The organism is Pseudomonas sp. EA_105y_Pfl2_R69 (assembly GCF_963970915.1).
Classification (GTDB): Bacteria; Pseudomonadota; Gammaproteobacteria; order Pseudomonadales; family Pseudomonadaceae; genus Aquipseudomonas.
In genome coordinates, this window is sequence record NZ_CAXAOO010000005.1 from 19,776 (window position 1) to 38,924 (window position 19,149).

Genomic DNA, 19,149 nt, shown 5'->3' on the forward strand with positions numbered 1-19,149 from the left:
CCTATTCTCATGAGCCAACTGCGACAGCACAAAAGGATAATAGCGATGACAGGCATGACTATTACTCATGGTTCGTGCACATGAACCAGCGCCTGCCGCCGCTCTATGCCCTGCGCGCCTTCGAGGCGGCGGCGCGGCACTGCTCCTTTACCCGCGCGGCCGAAGAGCTGGCGATCACCCAGAGTGCGGTCAGCCGCCATGTGCGCACCCTGGAAGAACACTTCGTCTGCCGCCTGTTCGAGCGCCGTGGCCGCAGCCTGCAGCTCACCGAGACGGCGCGCATGCTGCTGCCGGGGCTGCGTGATGGCTTCGAGGCGCTGGAGCGCGCGTGCAATACCCTGCGCGTCGACGACACGGTGCTGCGCCTGAAGGCCCCATCGACCCTGACCATGCGCTGGTTGCTGGCGCGCCTGTCGCGCTATCGCCTGAGCAGTGCCAGTGAAGTACAGCTGACCAGCGCCTGGATGGACGTGGACAAGGTGGACTTCCTGCATGAGCCCTTCGATTGCGCCGTGCTGCTGAGCCAGGGCGACTTCCCGGAGGAGTGGGAAAGCACCGAGCTGTTCGCCGAGTGGCTGATTCCGGTCTGTGCGCCTGAAGCCTTGAACGAGCAACCCTGGGATCTGCCGCGCCTGCAGGCCGCCGAACTGCTGCATCCCACCCCGGACCGGCGCGACTGGCGGCAGTGGTTGCAGGCCATGGGCCTGGCCGATCAGGTGTCGCTCAAGGGCGGCCAGGTGTTCGACACCCTGGAGCTGGGCATGGTGGCTGCTGCGCGCGGTTATGGCGTATCGATCGGCGATCTGCTGATGGTCGCCGAGGATGTCGCCCAGGGGCGGCTCGGCCTGCCCTGGCCCAGCGCCGTGCCCAGTGGTTGCAGCTACTACCTGGTATGGCCCAGGGCGCGCCGTGGCCAGGAGCGCTTTCGACGCTTGCGCGATTACCTGGTGGCCGATGTGGCGGCGATGCAGTTACCGGTGGTGGCGCGGGTGGGAAGCGGCGAGCGTTAGAGTGGCTTCGCGCATGGCGTAAAAAATATTGGACTATCGCTTCTTGGCTTGTCGAAATAAACCTCATTAAAACAACTAGTTGCGGGCTGTTTCGGGCTGAACACTCCGCTGCTCCCGGTCTGATTTCTTAACAAATTGCGCTTATTTGTTTGACATATTTTACGGCTTTGGCAGACTGGCCCCAAGGTTGCGACTGCCGGATGGGCGTTTTCAGTGCATCTGCGGCCTCTTCAGCAGGTCTTTTGACAGGCGCAACCAGCCGTAAAAACAGGAGGCGTGTGACCGCCGTCAGCCCTTCTGCACAGCAACGGCAGCCAATCCGGGCTGCCCCAAGGTGATGTATGTCCAACAACAATACGAAACAGCGCCCAGGCGCGCGTAAACCGGTTGTCCTGATGTCCATGGGCGCTCAAGAGCGCAAGGGGCATGCCTATCAAGTCATGACCCACAAATACATAGCCCCCCTGGTCGAACTGTCTGGCTGTGTGCCGCTGCTGGCCCCCAGCTGCTGCGGTACCGATGACATCGAGCAGTACCTGTCGATGGTCGATGGGGTCTACCTGACCGGTGCCGGCAGCAATATCGACCCGGCGCTCTACGGCCAGGAAAACCTGACCCCGAGCAAAGGCCAGGACCAGGATCGTGATCTCTTCGATATTCCCCTGATTCGCGCCGCCCTGGCCCGTGGCCTGCCATTGCTCGGCGTCTGCCGCGGCATGCAGGAAATCAACGTGGCCCTGGGCGGCAGCATCCACCAGAAGGCCTACGAAGTGCCGGGCATCAGCGATCACCGCGAAGACCCCAGCACCTCGGTCGCCGAACAGTATGCCGACCGCCACAGCGTGCGTGCGCTGCCGGGCAGCTGGTTTGCCGAGCTGATGGGGCATGCCGAGTTCCCGGTCAACTCCCTCCACGGTCAGGCCGTGGATCGCCTGGGCGCTGGTATCGAAGCCCTGGCCCATGCCGAGGATGGTCTGATCGAAGCCATCCACCTGCCGGACGCCGCGCAGTTCACCCTGGCCGTGCAATGGCACCCGGAGTGGCAGGCGGCGCAGAACCCGCACTCGGTGAAGATCTTCCAGGCCTTTGGCGACGCCTGCCGTGAGCAGGCCGCACGGCGCGACCAGTAAGCTTTGAGCTGACAAAAACAAGCCCCGCAAATGCGGGGCTTGTTTTTGGCTATGTACCCGGTACGTGTTGAAGGCTGTGGGCCGCAAAATGATGTCGTGGGAGTCCTGATTCGTAGGGTGGTTAGCGACGCAAACACCGCCCGAAGATCCCACCCACGATAGTGGCGCGGCGCGTAACCCACCAGCCAATGGAGCGCATGGTGCCGGCGGTGGGTTACGCCGCATGCCGAGTGACGTGATGCTTGGCAATCACTCTATGCGGCTAACCCACCCTACGAAAGCTGCTTGCAACAGGTAATTGGGACATAGCCTTCTTTATGGGGGCGCTTCAGGCACCGTTGTTGCTGGGGCGATATTGCAGGGCCTCGGCCAGGTGAGGGCGGCCGATGCGGGGCGCGCCGTCCAGATCGGCCAGGGTGCGCGCCACCTTCATCACCCGGTGTGCGGCGCGCAGGCTCAGGCCCAGGCGTTCGCAGGCGTTTTCCAGCCAGTGGCGATCCTCGCCATCCAGGCTGCAGTGTTGCTGCACGCCGGCCAGGTCCAGGTGGGCGTTGGCACAGCCCTGGCGCGCCAGTTGCTGCTGGCGTGCGCGCACCACCAGGGCGGCCAGTTCGGTGCTGCTGGGGCCGTGGTTGCTGCTGGTTTCCAGGCGGGTGGTTTCCCGGGGTACGCTCAGGTGCAGGTCGATGCGGTCGAGCAGTGGGCCGGAGAGCTTGCTGCGGTAGCGCTGGATCTGTTCGGCCGAGCAGCGACAGCGTCCGGAAGGGTCGCCCAGATGGCCGCAGGGGCAGGGGTTCATCGCCGCCACCAGTTGGAAGCGCGCCGGGAAGCGCACCTTGTCGCGGGCCCGAGCGATGACGATATGCCCGCTTTCCAGGGGTTCGCGCAAGACTTCCAGAACCTTGCGATCGAATTCCGGAAGCTCGTCCAAAAACAGGACGCCCTGATGGGCCAGGGTGATTTCCCCCGGTTGCGGCCGACTGCCGCCGCCTACCAGGGCCGGCCCGGATGCACTGTGATGGGGCGTGCGAAAAGGCCGCTGGGGCCAGGCGGTCAATGGCGTGTGGCTGGCCACCGAGTGGATGGCGGCCACTTCCAGTGCTTCCCGTTCGTCCAGCGGCGGCAACAGGCCGGGCAGGCGGCTGGCCAGCAGGGTCTTGCCGGTCCCCGGTGGGCCGCTGAACAGCAGGTTGTGCGAGCCGGCCGCGGCCACCAGCAGGGCGCGCTTGGCCGCGACCTGGCCCTGCACTTCGGCGAGGTCCGGGTAGGGCTGCAGCTGGCGCAGCAGGCCCTGGGCCTGATAGGGCGCGATGGGCGTCTGACCATTGAGGTGGGCGGCGACTTCCAGCAGATGCTCCACGGCAATCACTTCCAGCCCCGAGGCCAGGCTGGCTTCTTCGGCGTTGGCCTTGGGCACCATTAAGGTGCGCCCGGCGGCGCGGGCAGCCAGGGCGGCGGGCAGCACGCCCTGTACGGGGCGAATCGCCCCGGACAATGCCAGCTCGCCCAGGCATTCGAGCCGCTCCAGGGCGGCGGCCGGTACCTGGCCGCTGGCGGCGAGAATCCCTAAGGCAATCGCCAGGTCGAAACGCCCACCGTCCTTGGGCAGGTCGGCCGGGGCCAGATTCAGGGTGATGCGTCTAGGCGGGAACTCGAAGGCGCAGTTGAGGATGGCGCTGCGCACCCGGTCCTTGCTTTCCTTGACCGCCGTTTCCGGCAGACCGACCAGGGCCAGGGAGGGCAGGCCGTTGGCCAGATGGGCTTCGACCGTCACCGCCGGGGCTTCGACGCCGACTTGGGCGCGGCTGTGGACTATGGCCAGGGACATCGATCACTCCTTGATCGGCTGGTGCATCCGCTGTGGGCGTTACTCGTTGGTGGTGGCGGCTTCTGTGGCGTCTGCCCCGCGCGCTTCCATCTCGGCGACCTTGGCTTCCAGGGCTTCCAGGCGGGCGCGGGTACGCGCCAGGACCACCATCTGGCTGTCGAATTCGTCGCGGCTGACCAGGTCGAGCTTGCTGAAGCCGCTTTGCAGCAACAGCTTGAACTGGGTTTCGAATTCGCTGCGTGGCAGCGGGCTGTCGCCACTGAACAGGCGAGAGGCGTGTTGGCTAAGGGCGTCGAGCAGGGCTTTGGGTGGCAGCATGGCGAGATTCCGGTAACAGATGGTCGCCAGTGTAGCACGCAGTCCCGGGCGGCTTGCCTGGGCGCGGCCGGTGCACTTGGCTGGCGCGCTGCACGCTTTTCGCGCGTGCGGCGGCAGGGTGCCGCACCATTGTTGTGCGCTGGTTACCCCTAAACGTCAGGGATAATCCCCTGTTTAGTAGCTAACTGCATGAAATAAGTAGTTTTTATTGGAGTTGGCAGGCTTTCTGCTTTGTCTCTGGCGACGCATGCACCGATGCAGTTCCGGTGCGTCAGGCGGGGCGGGGAAGTGCTTCGCCGGGAGCTGTTGGTGAGTATCGGTGCCGCTGGCTTAGGGCCGCGATGCATTACAAAAGCCAGACACTGCGCTTAGACTTGAGTCGGGTTCGTAATTCCTGGGGCAAGTCCACCTTACACGGGAGAAAGTTTCATGAAGCTAGTCACTGCCATCATCAAGCCGTTCAAGCTGGACGACGTCCGTGAGTCACTGTCGGAGATCGGCGTGCAGGGCATCACTGTCACCGAAGTCAAAGGCTTCGGTCGGCAGAAAGGCCATACCGAGTTGTACCGCGGTGCCGAATACGTGGTCGATTTTTTGCCGAAGGTGAAAATCGACGTGGCCATCGCCGATGATCAGCTCGATCGTGTGATCGAGGCCATTACCAAGGCCGCCAACACCGGCAAGATCGGTGACGGCAAGATTTTCGTTGTAAACCTGGAACAGGCGATTCGCATCCGTACCGGCGAAACCGATACCGACGCGATCTAAGCGCCCTTCGAACCCCACACGCCCCAGGAGTTAAACCATGACTCTGCGAACAATCGCAGGGCTAGGAGCCCTTTTGTCTCTCGTTCCTGGCTTTGCCATGGCCGAAGAGGCAAGCCTGAGCAGCGGCGACACCGCCTGGATGCTGGTGGCCACTGTGCTGGTGCTGTTTATGACCATTCCCGGTCTGGCGCTGTTCTATGCCGGCATGGTGCGTTCCAAGAACGTGCTGTCGGTGTTGATGCAGTGCTTTGCCGTGACCGGTTTGATCAGCATCCTGTGGGTCGTTTACGGCTACAGCCTGGCATTTGACAGCACCGGCATGGAGCAGGGTGTGGTCAACCTCAACTCCTTTGTCGGCGGTTTCTCCAAAGCCTTCCTCAGTGGTTTGACCCTGGACAGCCTGGTGGCCACGGTGCCGGAATCGGTGTTTATCACCTTCCAGATGACCTTCGCCATCATCACCCCCGCCCTGATCGTCGGAGCCTTTGCCGAGCGCATGAAGTTCTCGGCCATGCTGATCTTCATGGCGCTGTGGTTCACCCTGGTCTATGCGCCCATCGCGCATATGGTCTGGGGCGGCGACGGCGCACTGATGTGGGACTGGGGCGTGCTGGACTTCGCCGGCGGCACCGTGGTGCATATCAACGCCGGTATTGCCGGGCTGGTGGCCTGTCTGGTGCTGGGCAAGCGCAAGGGCTTCCCGACTACCGCCATGCCGCCGCACAACCTCGGCTACACCCTGATCGGCGCAAGCATGCTCTGGGTTGGCTGGTTCGGTTTCAACGCCGGCTCGGCCCTGGCGGCCAACGGCAGCGCCGGCATGGCCATGCTGGTGACCCAGATCGCCACCGCTACCGCGGCGCTGAGCTGGATGTTCGCCGAGTGGATCACCCATCGCAAACCCAGTGTGCTGGGCATCGCCTCGGGTGCGGTGGCGGGCCTGGTGGCCATCACCCCGGCATCCGGTACGGCCGGTCCCATGGGGGCCCTGGCGATCGGCTTGGCCAGCGGGGTGATCTGCTTCTTCTGTGCCACCAGCCTGAAACGCAAGCTGGGCTATGACGACTCTCTGGACGTTTTCGGCGTGCATGCCGTGGGCGGTATCGTCGGGGCCATCCTCACCGGGGCGTTCGCCGCACCGGCGCTGGGGGGCTTTGGCGAAGTGGAGAACATTCCTGCGCAGTTGTGGGTGCAGTTCCAGGGGGTGGCCTTCACGGTGGTGTACACCGCGCTGGTGACCTTCGTGATCCTGAAAGTGATCGACCTAGTAATGGGCCTGCGTGTCAGCGACGAGGAAGAGACCATCGGCCTCGATCTCGCCCTGCATAACGAGCGTGGCTACAACCTGTAAGCACACGGAGCGCGTCCGGAGCCAACCCGGACGCCTTAACCGAATAGCGCTATAAAGCGCAACGGCAAGAGGTGAACCATGGACAACACAGCATTGACTGCACTGCAGTACGGTTTTGACACCTTCTACTTTTTGGTTTGCGGCGCCCTGGTGATGTGGATGGCAGCGGGTTTTGCCATGCTCGAGTCCGGGTTGGTGCGAGCCAAGAACACCACCGAGATTCTCACCAAGAACATCGCCCTGTACGCAGTGGCCAGTGTCATGTACCTGGTGATCGGCTATCACATCATGTACTCCAGCCCGGAAGGCGGCATCCTGCCAAGTCTGGGCTTCCTGATCGGCGACGAGAACAGCGTCGAGTCGGTGCTTGCCGGCGGTGACGACGCGCCCTACTACTCGGCCCGTTCCGACTTCTTCTTCCAGGTGGTGTTCGCCGCTACCTGTATGTCGATCGTCTCCGGTGCCGTGGCCGAGCGCATGAAGCTGTGGGCTTTCCTCGCCTTCGCCGTGGTCATGACCGGTTTCATTTACCCGGTACAGGGTTTCTGGAAGTGGGGCTCGGGCTTCCTCAACGAAGCCGGCTTCCTCGACTTCGCCGGTTCCGGCGTGGTGCATATGGCCGGTGCGACCGCTGCTCTGGCTGGCGTGCTGCTGCTCGGTGCACGTAAAGGCAAGTACGGGGCCAATGGCCAGGTCAACGCCATTCCGGGTGCCAACCTGCCGATGGCGGCCCTGGGTACTTTCATTCTGTGGATGGGCTGGTTCGGCTTCAACGGCGGCTCGCAGCTGAAGATGAGCACCATCGAAGACGCCAACGCCGTGGCCCAGGTGTTCGTTAACACCAACATGGCCGCTGCCGGCGGCCTGATCGCCGCGATGATCGTGGCGCGCATCCTGTTCGGCAAATCCGACCTGACCATGGCCCTCAACGGTGCCCTGGCCGGCCTGGTCGCCATCACCGCCGAACCCCTGACCCCGAGCGCCCTGCAGGCGACCCTGATCGGCGGCGTGGGTGGCGTGCTGGTGGTGTTCTCGATTCTGGGCCTGGACAAGCTGAAGATCGACGATCCGGTCGGTGCCATCTCGGTGCACGGTGTGGCCGGTGTCTGGGGCCTGCTGGCCGTCTGCCTGACCAACAGCGACTCCAGCCTGGGCGCACAGCTGCTGGGTATCGGTGCGATCTTCGCCTGGGTGTTTATCGCCAGCCTGATCGTCTGGTCCATCATCAAACTGGTGATCGGCCTGCGGGTAACGGAAGAAGAAGAATACGAAGGCGTGGACATCGCCGAATGCGGTATGGAAGCCTATCCGGAGTTCACCAAGAACTGATTGTCCGGAGTTTCGACGAGGGCGCCTTTATGGCGCCCTTTGTTTTTTCTGCGGGCTGTCGGGAGGCTGCCGGCGTTTGCGCACGATGCTGTTGTGATGCACCGGCAACAGACCCTAGAATGCGCGCCGTTGAGCGCAGATCGCCGATGCGTGGCGCTCAACCTGGGTAAGGCCACAGGATTTTTTTCCGGCGACGTTAGAAAGCTGACGCAGCTGGGCTATAACTACTCTGCTTTTCGCAAGTCATGAGGTTGGAACATGAGCGACGAAGATCTGGAACACGACGAACTGGAAGGCGCTGACGAGGACGATGGCGAGGAACTGGCCGCCGCCGACGATGGCGACAGCAGCGATGATGACAACGGTGATGACGAAGTCGTACCCGCCAGCAAAAGCAAGAAGGTCAAGGCTGCCGTTGACGTCGAAGAACTGCCCAGCATCGAAGCCAAGCAGAAAGAACGCGATGCCCTGGCCCGCGCCATGGAAGAGTTTCTCTCCCGCGGCGGCAAGGTGCAGGAAGTCGAGCCGAATGTCGTCTCCGACCCGCCCAAGAAGCCCGATAGCAAGTATGGCAGCCGCCCTATCTAAGCGGTTGGCGTAGCGCAAAAAGCCCGCAGGCCATAAGCCTGCGGGTTTTTTTGTGGCTTTTCCCCGTCCGCTGCTGCGTTCAGGTGCCAACACCTAAGTGTGGAGGGATCTGATTTCGTAGGGTGCGCTGTGCGCACCAGCTCTAGCCGTCGACTCTTGGTGCACGCGGCACCCCCTCTCCTAGGGGCTCCTGCAAGCAGTGTCACCCTCTACGGGCCGTCGCTGCGCGACGTAGGGCTTGTGGGCGCGGTTTTATCGGCTTACGCCCAGCTATGCAGCAGCGCAGGCAGCTCGGCCAGGCTGCTAATCTGCCCGTCCGGGGTGTTGTCGGCCTCCCAGGCGATGCCCTGGGGGTTGAACCAGATGGCCCGCAGTCCGGCGGCCTGGGCCCCGGCGATATCGTCGCTGGGGTGGTCGCCGATATGTACCGCATGCTCGGCCTTGATGCCGGCGCGTCTGAGGGCTTCCTGGAAGGGTTTCGGGTCGGGTTTACCGACCCCCAGCTCCTCGGCGCACAGGGCGAACTGGAAGTAATCGGCCAGGCCCAGGCGGCGCACGTCGGCATTGCCGTTGGTGATCACCCCGAGTTGGAAGTGATTGGCCAGGATTTCCAGGGTCGGGTGTACTTCGGCGAACAGCTCGACCTGATGGCGCGCCGCGAGAAACACCTGGAAGCCCGCCTCGGCCAGGGTCTGCGCCTCTCCGTGGGCATAGCCGGCGTTCTCCAGGGCCTGGAACAGAATGCGCCGGCGCAGCTCGCTGAGGCGGTGCTTGAGCATGGGCTCGGCCTGCAGCAGGCCGGCGCGAATCGCCCACAGATGCTCCACCGGCACCGCGCCGAGGCGTGGAGCGTGCAGGGTCAGCCAGTTGCGCAGCGCCGCTTCGGCGTCCTGCATCACCGGAGTGACATCCCACAGGGTGTCGTCGAGGTCGAAGGTAATCAGCTGGATGCTCATTCTGTGCTGCCTTTGCGTTTGGCTCGGGGGTGGGCCTTGTCATAGACCGTGGCCAGGTGCTGGAAATCCAGGTGGGTGTAAACCTGGGTGGTGGCGATATCGGCGTGGCCGAGCAGTTCCTGCACCGCGCGCAGGTCCTGGGACGACTCCAGCATATGGCTGGCGAAGCTGTGGCGCAGCATATGCGGATGCAGGTGCTGACCGAGCTCGCGCACGCCGGCCTGGCGCACCCGTAATTGCACCGCGCGCGGGCCGATTCGCCGGCCCTGCTGGCTGATAAACACCGCGCCATCGGCCGGCCTGGCCAGGGCGCGCATTGGCAGCCACTGCTCCATGGCCTGGCGCGCCATACGGCCGATGGGCAGTTCGCGGGTCTTGTTGCCCTTGCCGAGCACCCGCACCAGGCCGGCGGGCAGATCGAGGCCGTCGAGGTTCAGGCTGACCAGCTCCGACAGACGCAGGCCCGAGGAGTAGAACAGCTCGAGCATGGCCTGATCGCGGAGGGCGATAAAGTCGTCTTCCAGCGCGCCGTCGAGCAGTTGCGCGGCGCGGTCGGTATCCAGGGTTCTCGGCAGGCGACGCTCGCCCTTGGGCGGGCTCAGGCCGCTGGCCGGGTCGCTCAGGCAGTGGCCTTCGCGAATCAGGTAGCGGTACAGGCCGCGCGTGGCCGAGAGCAGGCGCGCCAGGCTGCGGCTGGACTGGCCCTCGAGGTTGAGGCGGGCAACCAGACGGCGCAGGCGTTGGGTGTCCAGTGCCGACCAGGCGGTCAACTGCTCGCGTTCGCAGTAGGCCAGCAGCTTGCTCAGGTCGCGGCTATAGCCATCGAGGGTATGCACCGAGAGCTGACGCTCACTGCGCAGGTGTTCGAGGTAGGCGTCCAATTGGTCTTGCATGGAAGCTCCCTGCGGGCGCGGGGCCAGGCGCGGTAACTCGTAGGGTGGAAAACCGCGAAGCGTTTTCCACCGGGTCGCTGGTGGATGAAAAAGGCGTCATCCACCCTACCAGGCTGTTGAAAAATTACCTGCGTTGCCGATCCGTCGTTAAAAACAGGCTCGGCTGCCTCGCCTATGGTTTTCAACGACCTGCTACATCTTGCCATTGGCGTACGGCTATCTCACCGAACGCAGCGGCGTGGCGAAACCCGGTACGACGCGGGCCAGCACTTCGGCGATATAGCCGAGGAACAGGGTGCCCAGGGAGCTCTTGTAGTGCTGCGGGTCGCTGCTGCCGATCGCCAGTACGCCGTGCAGGCCCTGATAGGACAGCGCCACCACCGCGGCGGAGCCGACCTGGGCACCTTCCGCGCCGAACAGGAAGCTCAGCTCGTGTTCGCGCAGCACGCCGCAGATGGTCTTGCCGCCGGCCAGCAGGCCGCCGATGGCCTGGTGTGCTTCGGCACTGCTGACCGAGCGACCCACGGGCAGGGCGGCGTCGCTGAACAGGATCAGGCTGACGAAGGGCACCTGGAATTCGCTGCGCAGGCTGTCTTCGACACAGCTGACCACTTCTTCCAGGCTGCTGGCGTCGAGCAGGTCGAGCACCAGGCGGCGAGTCTTGTCGAACAGGCGGTCGTTGTCGCGGGCCACGTCCATCAGTTGCGAGAGGCGATGGCGCATCTCGATATTGCGCTCGCGCAGCAGTTTGACCTGGCGCTCGACCAGCGACACGGTGTCGCCGCGCTGGTGCGGAATGCGCAGCTCGGGGATCAGCTCGTCGTGGTCGATAAAGAATTCCGGATGCAGGCGCAGGTAGGCGGCGACTGTTTCCGAATCCAGTGGTTTGGGCGAATCCTGCTTGTCGGTCATAGGCGAACCTGTCCTTCGTACACACGTACCGCGGGTCCGGTCATCATAACGGGCTGACCGGGGCCTGCCCACTCGATGGACAGCTTGCCCCCCGGCAGTTCGATCTGCACCGGCGAATCCATCCAGCCCTGGCTGATGGCCGCCACGGCCGCGGCGCAGGCACCGGTACCGCAGGCCTGGGTTTCCCCGGCCCCGCGCTCCCAGACGCGCAGCTTGGCGCGTTGACGGTCGATAACCTGGAGGAAACCGACATTGACCCGCTGCGGAAAGCGCGGGTGGTGTTCGAGTTTCGCGCCCAGGCTGTGCACCGGCGCGCTGTCGACGCTGTCGATGCGCAGCACCGCATGGGGGTTGCCCATGGACACGGCGGCCAGTTCTACAGTCTGACCGTCGACGGCTACGCTGTAGCTCAGCGCCTGCTGCTCGGCCTGGAACGGGATATCGGCAGGCACCAGGCGCGGTGCGCCCATATTGACGCTGATCTGGCCGTCGTTGCGCACGTCCAGCTCGATGATGCCGCCCTTGGTTTCCACGCGCATCTGCCGCTTTACCGTCAGGCGCTTGTCCAGCACGAAGCGGGCGAAGCAGCGCGCGCCATTGCCGCACTGCTCCACTTCCGAGCCGTCGGCATTGAAGATGCGGTAGCGGAAGTCGACGTCCGGGTTGCTCGGCGGTTCGACGATCAGCAGCTGATCGAAGCCCACGCCGGTATGGCGGTCGCCCCACTGCTTGGCGTTCTTCGGCTGGATATGTGCGTGCTGGCTGACCAGGTCGAGGACCATAAAGTCGTTGCCCAGGCCGTGCATCTTGGTAAAGCGCAATAACATGAGCTTGTCCTTAGCTGGCGGGCGGCAGGCAGCTTTCGCCGGCAAACAGCTCGCTGAGCGTCTCACGGCGACGCACCTCGAAGGCCTGATCACCCTCTACCATCACCTCGGCGGCGCGGCCGCGGGTGTTGTAGTTGGAGCTCATGACAAAGCCATAGGCACCGGCCGAACGCACGGCCAGCAGGTCGCCTTCGGCCAGGACCAGGTCGCGGTCCTTGGCGAGGAAGTCGCCGGTCTCGCAGATCGGCCCGACGATGTCGTAGTTGCGGCTGCTGCCGTCGCGCGGCTGCACCGCCTGCACGTCCATCCAGGCCTGGTACAGGGCCGGACGAATCAGGTCGTTCATCGCCGCATCGACGATGGCGAAGTCCTTGTGCTCGGTGTGCTTGAGGTACTCGACCCGGGTCAGCAGCACGCCGGCGTTGGCCACGATAGAGCGGCCCGGCTCGAACACCAGGGCCAGGTCGCGGCCGGCAATGCGCTCACGCACCGCCTTGATATAGTCGCCGGCCAGCGGCGGCTGCTCGTCGCGGTACTGCACGCCGAGGCCGCCGCCCAGGTCCAGGTGTTGAATGCGGATGCCGCGGGCGGCCAGGCGATCGACCAGCGTCAGCAGGCGATCCAGGGCATCGAGGAAGGGCGGCAGGGTGGTCAGCTGCGAGCCGATATGGCAATCGACGCCGACGATCTGCAGGTTCGCCAATCCGGCGGCGCGGGCGTAGACCGCCTCGGCCTGCTCGATATCGATGCCGAACTTGTTCTCCTTCAGCCCCGTGGAAATATAGGGGTGGGTGCCGGCATCCACGTCCGGGTTGACTCGCAGGGAAATCGCCGCGGTCTTGCCCAGTTCGGCGGCCACCAGCTGCAGGCGTTCCAGCTCTTCGGTGGACTCGACGTTGAAGCAGTGCACGCCCACTTCCAGGGCGCGGCGCATATCGTCGCGGCTCTTGCCGACGCCGGAGAAGACGATCTTGCTCGCCTCGCCACCGGCGGCCAGTACCCGCTCCAGCTCGCCACGGGAGACGATATCGAAGCCCGCGCCGAGACGCGCCAGCACATTCAGCACGCCGAGGTTGGAGTTGGCCTTGACCGCAAAACAGACCAGATGGGGCATGCCGGCCAGGGCATCGGCATAGGCGTGGTATTGCGCCTCGATATGGGCGCGGGAGTAGACGTAGGTCGGCGTACCGAAGCGTTGGGCGATGGCGGACAAGGCCACACCTTCCGCGAACAGCGCGCCGTCGCGGTAGTTGAAGGCGTTCATGGTGCTGTCCTTATTCGGTCTGCGCAGGGGCGGGCTGGCTTTCTTCAGGGAGGAACAGCGGGCCTTTCTGACCGCAGCCGGCGAGCAGCGTGGTGACGGCGACCAAGGCAATAAGGGCAGTAAACAACCGCTTCATGGTGGAATCCTTGTAATAAAGCATGATTGCGCAGGAGTATACCGACCCCCCGGACCCTTGCCTATGCGCCAGGATTCCCGTCTGGCGGGGGCTTTGCTTGTATCGTGGCGGATAGCTTTGGGCGCATGGCCAGTGATCAGGAGTCTGCATGGACAACCCCGTAGCGCTTGCTAGCTCGGTTTCAGTGGCCTATCTGCAGGGGCTGCTCGACTACCTGGAGCGGCATGGCGTGGCCAGCGCCGCCCTGCTCGAACGGGCGCAACTGAGTCCGCAGCTGCTCGCCCAGCGCGACCAGCGCATCGCCGCCAGTACCTACCTGGAACTGCTCGGCCTGGGGGTGCGACTGAGCGGCGACGACTGCCTCGGCCTGCACCTGGGCGAGGCGGTGCGTCCCGGCTATTACGGGGTGCTCGGCTACCTGGTCATGAGCTGCGCGACCCTGGCCGATGCCCTCCATCGTCAGGCCCGCTATGCCGCCCTGGTGGGCAATCTGGGCCGGGTCGAGCTGACTGACGAGCCGCCCCGGGAAGGCCGCGAACCCCAGGTGGCGCACAGCTGGCAGCCGTTGCTGGCGCAACAGCAGCGTCAGCTCAGCGAAGAAACCCTGGCCGCCTGGGTGACCTTCGGTCACTGGATCAGCGGCCTGGATATCCCACCCAGCGAAGTGCGCTTCCAGCACCCGGCACCGGCCGATACCGGCGAACACCTGCGCATCTTTCGCTGCCCGGTGCTGTTCGGGCAGGCCGACAACGCCCTGGTCTTTCCCAAGCGCCTGCTGAGCGCGCCGCTCGGCCAGGCCGACGCCCAGGTGCGGCTGATGCTCGATGCCTATGCCGAGCGCCTGCTTGGCGAGATCCAGCAGGGCCATAGCGTGCTCGACCGTGCGCGCCTGGAGCTGATCAGGCAGTTACCCGAGGCCGGTGCCGAGCTGGGCCTGATCGCCGCGCGCCTGGCCATCAGCCCGCGCACTCTGCAGCGGCGTTTGCGCGAGGCCGGCCTGTCCTTCAACCGGCTGGTCGACGAGACGCGTCAGCAGCTGGTGTTGCGCTACCTGCGCGACCCGGCGCTGGAGCTGGCGGAAATCGCCTTTCTGGTCGGTTTCAGCGAGCCGGGTTCGCTGGCCCGAGCCTTCCGCCGCTGGACCGGGCAAAGCCCCGGCGAGTACCGCCGCCAGCTGCCGTGATAAAAGCGAGTGCGTTGGCGGATGCCGTGCAGCGTCTTGCGCGGTGGCCTGATCGGGGCAATGCTCATGTACACTTTGCCGCTTGCGCCTGCCTTGTGGGTTCCCGGCTGGCGCGTTGATAACGCCTATTCCGTGCAGTCGCTGAATTTTCTGAGGTAAGTCGCAATGAGTTTGACCGAAGCCCGCTTCCACGATCTGGTCGATGCCACCCAGCAGGCAGTGGAAGATATTTTCGATGAAAGCGACCTGGATCTGGATCTGGAAAACTCCGCCGGCGTGCTGACCGTACGCTTCGAGAACGGTACCCAGCTGATCTTCAGCCGCCAGGAGCCGTTGCGCCAACTGTGGCTGGCGGCGCGCTCCGGCGGTTTCCATTTCGATTACGATCCGGCCAGCGAGCGCTGGATCTGCGACAGCAGCGACGAGCAGCTGGGCGAGATGCTGGTACGCATCACCCTGGAGCAATCCGGTGCCGACCTTGAGTTCGAAGAGCTCTGACAGTCCCGGCGCAAGCCCGCCGGTCGCCTCGCCCTGCCGCCGCCAGTGCTGCCTGGACGAGCGGGATATCTGTCTGGGCTGCGGCCGCACGCTGGCGGAGATTCTCGAATGGGGCCAGGCCGACCCCGCGCGCCGACGTGCCATCTGCGCCGCTGCCGAGGCGCGCTTGCAGCAGCGCCCCGGCGTCCCCTGACCAGGCGGTCTTGTTTATTTAAGTGGCTGTGATACGGTCGGGACCACCCTTGCAAAACCCCATCCCCGTGATGGGGTTTTGCTTTTTCCGCAATCGGCAAAGGCCGCCTGGAATTCGGCAGCGTGTTTGCACGCTGCTGCCCGGCGGTTTGACCAAGGAGATTTACCCGCACCATGACCAGCGCACCCTCGATCACCATTACCCGTCTGGATTTGCAGCGTCTGGAGCATCTGCTCGACAGCCTGGACGACTTTGGCCCCGGTGCCGTGGCCTTGCAGGCCGAGTTGGACCGCGCCGAAGTGGTCGGTCACGACGAGGTGCCGGCGGGGGTGGTGACCATGAATTCGCAGGTGCATTGCCGCGAGGAAAGCAGCGGCAAGGACTATCACCTGAAGCTGGTCTACCCCCAGGACACTGGCGGTGAAGGCACGGTCTCGATCCTCGCGCCGGTTGGCAGTGCCCTGCTGGGCTTGTCCGTGGGCCAGCATATCGACTGGACTGCCCCCACCGGCAAGGTGCTCAAGCTGACCCTGCTGGCGGTTGAGTATCAGCCGGAGGCCGCGGGCGAATACAACCGTTGAGCCGTTCGGCTAGCCGGCGGGGGTGTTTGGGCTAGGCTGCATGGTGTGTTCCGCCCGGCAAGGAGGCCCCATGTCCAGTCTGCCCCTGTATTTTCCCCAGGGATTCGCCCTGACCCGGGCGCTGCAATGCGCCCAGCTGGTCGCCGCGGCTTACGCGCAGTACGACCAGTGGCAAGCCCAGGACCGCCCGCGGCGGCCCCGGGAGTTCGTCTGGCAAGCGCCGGATTTTGCTGCCCACTACAACGCCTTGCAGGTGCCGACCTTCCGCCTGGTCAACGACAGCGATCTGGTGCCGCAGATACCACCCGGGGTGACTGGCTGTATCAGCACCTGGGGCTGGCCGTGACCTTCAGCGCCAGCTATGCCGATGTAGCGGCCAATCACAGCCTGGCGGACTGCTACCTCTACGCGCTGCAAAACCCACAGGCACCGATGCGCTAGCGGCTTGCCGCACCGTGCTCAGGCTTTCTGCAGGGCGTTGTTCAGTGCCTCTTCCAGGCGCGTCTTGTAGCGCAGGTAATGCACCGTCTGCATATGCCCTTCGGCCAGCACCGCGGAGAGATCCAGGTCGGTGATATAGCAGGGGTAGCGGGCCCCGCCCGAACGCTGGGAGAGAATGTGCTGGGCCACGGCGGCGAACAGGTCGCCGGCGTACTCCAGTTCGGAAAACTCGCGGTGGTTGCAGTACAGGGTGACGTGGGAGCGCGTATGGCCTGCCGTCTCTGCGGGTCGCCGCTGCACGAGGTTAAGAGTCGCGCCCGAGGAATTCTTGCCGTCGGCCGGTTCGACAATCGCCTGCACGTCATAGAAGGGGTGGCTGATCGGTGTCTGCGGCGCGGGGCGGCGTTCCAGACGCTGGGCGCGGTGCGGTGCATCCGGCTCGACCCGGTAGTAGAGGATATCCAGGTGTGCAGCGTCCTGCAGATTGTCCAGCGGTAGCAGGGCATTGCGCCGGTACAGCACCGACTGCAGAAAGCGTTGCAGGGGCGTTAGCAGGCTCTGTTCGTCACGGAAGGGCAGCTGCTGGCACCACAGCCCATTGTGTTCGTCCAGCACGCTGAGTTCGGCCAGGCCGCTGGTTTCGTGGATCCGGTAGAACACCTGGATGCAGTTCGGCCGGCCGAACGGCAGGATCAGGGCCAGGTCGTCGCCTTCCAGGGCGCTGCGATCGAGGTGCAGTTCGCTGTAGTGCGGTTGTTTGCTGCCCAGGTGCTCAATCAGCGCGGGCCGGTCTCTCAGGGCGGTGTGGCGTACCTGGCCCGGGGTCAATTCGAGCAGGTGATAGTGCTGCTTGATCTGCAGCAGGTAGCGCTTGCGTTGCGCGCTGCCGAAGTTGCCCAGGGCATCGCGGAACAGTTCCTCGACCCGCTCGGCGATGGTGTTGGCGCGATTGCGGCAGAAGCAGCGCACCCGCAGGTTCGGTGGCTTGCCCCCGGCCGGCAGGCTGTTGAGAAAGTCGCGCAGGCAGTCGAGCAGCGCGTGGGGGCCGTCGTAGCGGTTGACCAGCAGTTCGTTCCAGCTGTTCAGGCTGACCTGATCGATGGTCAGAATCAGGTTCTCGCGCACCCCGGAATAGCCCAGGGCGTCGGTGCGCTCGCTGGTCATGTGCACATTCAACTGGCTGAAGTGCTTGAGCGGGTCGATGCCGACGTTCACCAGCAGCAGCACTTCGCTGGGTACGCTGGCGCTGAGCAGGGCGCTTTCGTCGACCGCCGGCAGGGGCAGGGGCACCACTTGCTGCAGGCTGGCCAGCAGGTTGGACAGTTCGAACTCGTTCAGGTCGCTGCTGCCCGGGTGCAGCGACAGCCGTGTACTGCTGTCGATCACGCCGTTGCGCTGACACCAGGCCAGCAGCTCGATCAGTTCGCGGGTACGCTTGAGCGGCGAGAAGTTCTCCAGTTCCTGGGCGTTGACGCTGCCGTTATAGAGGGCCCACTGGCTTTCGTTGGGCGCGTCCGGGCTGGGGCTCTGGGCCAGGGTCAGGGTGTCTTCGGCCAGGTCCGGGGCGATCCCGGGGTTGATGAATTCGACCTTGCCGGCCTTGCGTTCGAAGGCCGCATACAGGCGGCGGCCGAGTACGCCGAGGTCGCGGCTGTTGAGCGAGCTGCCGGCCTGCTCGCTGCGGGCGAAGGCGGAGAGAAAGCGATAGCTGTAGGTCAGTTCGTTGACCAGCATGCGCCGCTCGGCACCGACCTGGCGCACCTTCCACTGGCTGCGGCTGTCGAGCAGGGCCAGTTGGCGGCCGTCCCAGTTCCAGTCGCGGGTCAGGCGCTCGAGCAGCTGCCGCTGCCAGCTTTTGCGCGGAGTGCGTGGCGGGCGGCTGAGTTTCTTGTCCACTTTCAGGTACAGGCAGCGGCGGATCAGCTCCAGGCGTTCGTGCTCGCCGCGGGCCTTGAGGTATTCCTCCAGCCGCCGGTACACCACGATATAGGGGTCGAGTTCGTCGAGATCCAGCTGGTTGGCGAACACCGCCTGCTTGAAGCGCAACGACAGGCACTGGACCTTCGGGTGCTCGCTGGCATAGACCTCGGTGAGCAGTAGCTTGAGCACCGACTTGTAGGGCGACTCGATGCCCTTGAACAGTTGCCACATGCCGGCACCGATAAATTCATCGGGGGGGATGCGCGCCAGGTGGCCGAGGTCGAGCACCTCCTCGGCGCGGATAAAGCGCTTCGAGAGCAGGGTGTCGATGTAGTGCTGGTAACGCGCCTCCTCGTAGACCGGCACCAGCCACCACAGCGGGGTGCGCCCGCCGAGCCAGATCGCGGTGCGGTAGAACTCGTCGAGCAGCAGGTAGTGCTGGGTGGTGCCGCAGTCGTCCGAGGTCAGCTTGGCCGCGCGGTCGCCCTGGGTGAAGCGCACCGGGTCGATCAGGAAGAAATGTGCCTCGGCCCCCTGGCTCGCGGCCCAGACTTCGAGCAGGGCGCACTTCTTGTGCAGCTCGTCGAGCTGCAGGGTGCTGAGATCGTTGGCGTGGCACAGCCACAGGTCCATGTCGCTGTTCTCGGCCTGGGCCACGGTGCCCAGGCTGCCCATCAGAAACAGGCCGTGGATCGGTAGCGTTTGCTTGCCGCGGTAGGGCTTGTAGGCGAAGGAGCGCGTCAGGCGCTGGACCTCGCCGAGCAGTTCGTCGCTCGGCTCGAAACCGCTAAGGCCGGCCGGCGTCAGCCCGGAGACATAGCCGGGCAGCAGCGGGTGGTTGACGTGAAACAGCAGCGGCAGCAGCTTGAGCACCAGCTGCTGGCGCGTCGACAGGGCCTGCATGGCGCGCTGCAATCGGCCCTGGTTGAGTTTGAGGAAGCGCGCGCGCAGTTGGCTTAGGACCTTGCGGTCGATGCCTTCGTCAATATCCGGGCGAATTTCCTGGGTGCGGCTCATGCTCGG

Annotated in this window: 20 protein-coding genes; 11 read left to right on the plus strand and 9 right to left on the minus strand. The window is 64.6% G+C overall.

Annotation, left to right across the window (positions count from 1 at the left end):
• The first annotated feature begins 80 nt into the window (after window positions 1-80).
• Complete coding sequence (locus tag AACY13_RS14940) at window positions 81-1,010, plus strand: LysR substrate-binding domain-containing protein (protein ID WP_339462377.1); 930 nt, start codon at window positions 81-83, stop codon at window positions 1,008-1,010.
• Between the two features lie 341 nt (window positions 1,011-1,351).
• Complete coding sequence (locus AACY13_RS14945) at window positions 1,352-2,140, plus strand: gamma-glutamyl-gamma-aminobutyrate hydrolase family protein (RefSeq protein ID WP_339462378.1); 789 nt, start codon at window positions 1,352-1,354, stop codon at window positions 2,138-2,140.
• Between the two features lie 328 nt (window positions 2,141-2,468).
• On the opposite strand, the gene AACY13_RS14950 is transcribed toward AACY13_RS14945, so the two are convergent.
• Together AACY13_RS14950 and AACY13_RS14955 are read right to left on the minus strand one after the other, a co-directional pair.
• A complete protein-coding gene (locus AACY13_RS14950; protein WP_339462379.1) occupies window positions 2,469-3,968 on the minus strand; it encodes a YifB family Mg chelatase-like AAA ATPase in 1,500 nt (499 codons plus the stop codon).
• A gap of 39 nt (window positions 3,969-4,007) precedes the next feature.
• Entirely contained in the window at window positions 4,008-4,286 is a 279-nt protein-coding gene (locus AACY13_RS14955; protein WP_339462380.1) for an accessory factor UbiK family protein, read from the minus strand.
• Window positions 4,287-4,715: 429 nt separating this feature from the next.
• On the opposite strand from AACY13_RS14955, the gene glnK reads away from it, so the two are divergent.
• The 4 genes from glnK to sutA all read left to right on the plus strand — a co-directional run bounded on the left by glnK (window position 4,716) and on the right by sutA (window position 8,322).
• Entirely contained in the window at window positions 4,716-5,054 is a 339-nt protein-coding gene (gene glnK / locus AACY13_RS14960; RefSeq protein ID WP_003096476.1) for a P-II family nitrogen regulator, read from the plus strand.
• A gap of 37 nt (window positions 5,055-5,091) precedes the next feature.
• Window positions 5,092-6,405 (plus strand): ammonium transporter, encoded by a 1,314-nt coding sequence (locus AACY13_RS14965; protein ID WP_339462381.1) that lies wholly within the window; start codon window positions 5,092-5,094, stop codon window positions 6,403-6,405.
• A gap of 78 nt (window positions 6,406-6,483) precedes the next feature.
• Entirely contained in the window at window positions 6,484-7,734 is a 1,251-nt protein-coding gene (locus tag AACY13_RS14970; RefSeq protein WP_339462382.1) for an ammonium transporter, read from the plus strand.
• Between the two features lie 258 nt (window positions 7,735-7,992).
• On the plus strand, window positions 7,993-8,322 hold the full coding sequence (gene sutA / locus AACY13_RS14975) for a transcriptional regulator SutA (protein ID WP_339462383.1): 330 nt from the start codon (window positions 7,993-7,995) through the stop codon (window positions 8,320-8,322).
• Window positions 8,323-8,582: 260 nt separating this feature from the next.
• Here sutA and AACY13_RS14980 read toward each other — a convergent pair whose 3' ends face one another.
• The 6 genes from AACY13_RS14980 to lptM all read right to left on the minus strand — a co-directional run bounded on the left by AACY13_RS14980 (window position 8,583) and on the right by lptM (window position 13,310).
• Window positions 8,583-9,278, minus strand: coding sequence for an HAD family hydrolase (locus AACY13_RS14980; RefSeq protein ID WP_339462384.1), 696 nt, complete (start codon window positions 9,276-9,278; stop codon window positions 8,583-8,585).
• Complete coding sequence (gene xerC, locus AACY13_RS14985) at window positions 9,275-10,171, minus strand: tyrosine recombinase XerC (protein WP_339462385.1); 897 nt, start codon at window positions 10,169-10,171, stop codon at window positions 9,275-9,277. Before xerC ends, AACY13_RS14980 begins: the two co-directional genes overlap by 4 nt.
• A gap of 216 nt (window positions 10,172-10,387) precedes the next feature.
• On the minus strand, window positions 10,388-11,083 hold the full coding sequence (locus tag AACY13_RS14990) for a DUF484 family protein (RefSeq protein ID WP_339462386.1): 696 nt from the start codon (window positions 11,081-11,083) through the stop codon (window positions 10,388-10,390).
• Window positions 11,080-11,910 (minus strand): diaminopimelate epimerase, encoded by an 831-nt coding sequence (dapF, locus tag AACY13_RS14995; RefSeq protein ID WP_339462387.1) that lies wholly within the window; start codon window positions 11,908-11,910, stop codon window positions 11,080-11,082. The genes AACY13_RS14990 and dapF overlap by 4 nt, the downstream gene beginning before the upstream one ends.
• Window positions 11,911-11,920: 10 nt before the next feature.
• Window positions 11,921-13,174, minus strand: coding sequence for a diaminopimelate decarboxylase (lysA, locus tag AACY13_RS15000; protein WP_339462388.1), 1,254 nt, complete (start codon window positions 13,172-13,174; stop codon window positions 11,921-11,923).
• 10 nt (window positions 13,175-13,184) lie between these two features.
• Window positions 13,185-13,310: an LPS translocon maturation chaperone LptM gene (lptM, locus tag AACY13_RS15005; RefSeq protein ID WP_325503902.1), complete on the minus strand. Its 126-nt coding sequence runs from the start codon at window positions 13,308-13,310 to the stop codon at window positions 13,185-13,187.
• 148 nt (window positions 13,311-13,458) lie between these two features.
• On the opposite strand from lptM, the gene AACY13_RS15010 reads away from it, so the two are divergent.
• The 5 genes from AACY13_RS15010 to AACY13_RS15030 all read left to right on the plus strand — a co-directional run bounded on the left by AACY13_RS15010 (window position 13,459) and on the right by AACY13_RS15030 (window position 16,111).
• Window positions 13,459-14,493 carry an AraC family transcriptional regulator gene (locus AACY13_RS15010; protein ID WP_339462389.1) on the plus strand — a complete coding sequence of 345 codons (1,035 nt, stop codon included), beginning with the start codon at window positions 13,459-13,461 and terminating at the stop codon, window positions 14,491-14,493.
• Window positions 14,494-14,658: 165 nt separating this feature from the next.
• On the plus strand, window positions 14,659-14,991 hold the full coding sequence (gene cyaY, locus AACY13_RS15015) for an iron donor protein CyaY (protein ID WP_339462390.1): 333 nt from the start codon (window positions 14,659-14,661) through the stop codon (window positions 14,989-14,991).
• The gene (locus tag AACY13_RS15020; RefSeq protein ID WP_339462391.1) at window positions 14,972-15,184 is read left to right on the plus strand and encodes a DUF1289 domain-containing protein; all 213 of its coding nucleotides are present in this window, start codon (window positions 14,972-14,974) and stop codon (window positions 15,182-15,184) included. Before cyaY ends, AACY13_RS15020 begins: the two co-directional genes overlap by 20 nt.
• A 173-nt stretch (window positions 15,185-15,357) precedes the next feature.
• Window positions 15,358-15,765, plus strand: coding sequence for a nucleoside diphosphate kinase regulator (gene rnk, locus AACY13_RS15025; protein WP_339462392.1), 408 nt, complete (start codon window positions 15,358-15,360; stop codon window positions 15,763-15,765).
• A 70-nt stretch (window positions 15,766-15,835) separates the two neighbouring features.
• A complete protein-coding gene (locus AACY13_RS15030; RefSeq protein WP_339462393.1) occupies window positions 15,836-16,111 on the plus strand; it encodes a hypothetical protein in 276 nt (91 codons plus the stop codon).
• Between the two features lie 113 nt (window positions 16,112-16,224).
• Here AACY13_RS15030 and AACY13_RS15035 read toward each other — a convergent pair whose 3' ends face one another.
• A complete protein-coding gene (locus AACY13_RS15035; protein ID WP_339462394.1) occupies window positions 16,225-19,143 on the minus strand; it encodes a class I adenylate cyclase in 2,919 nt (972 codons plus the stop codon).
• Window positions 19,144-19,149: the final 6 nt, after the last annotated feature.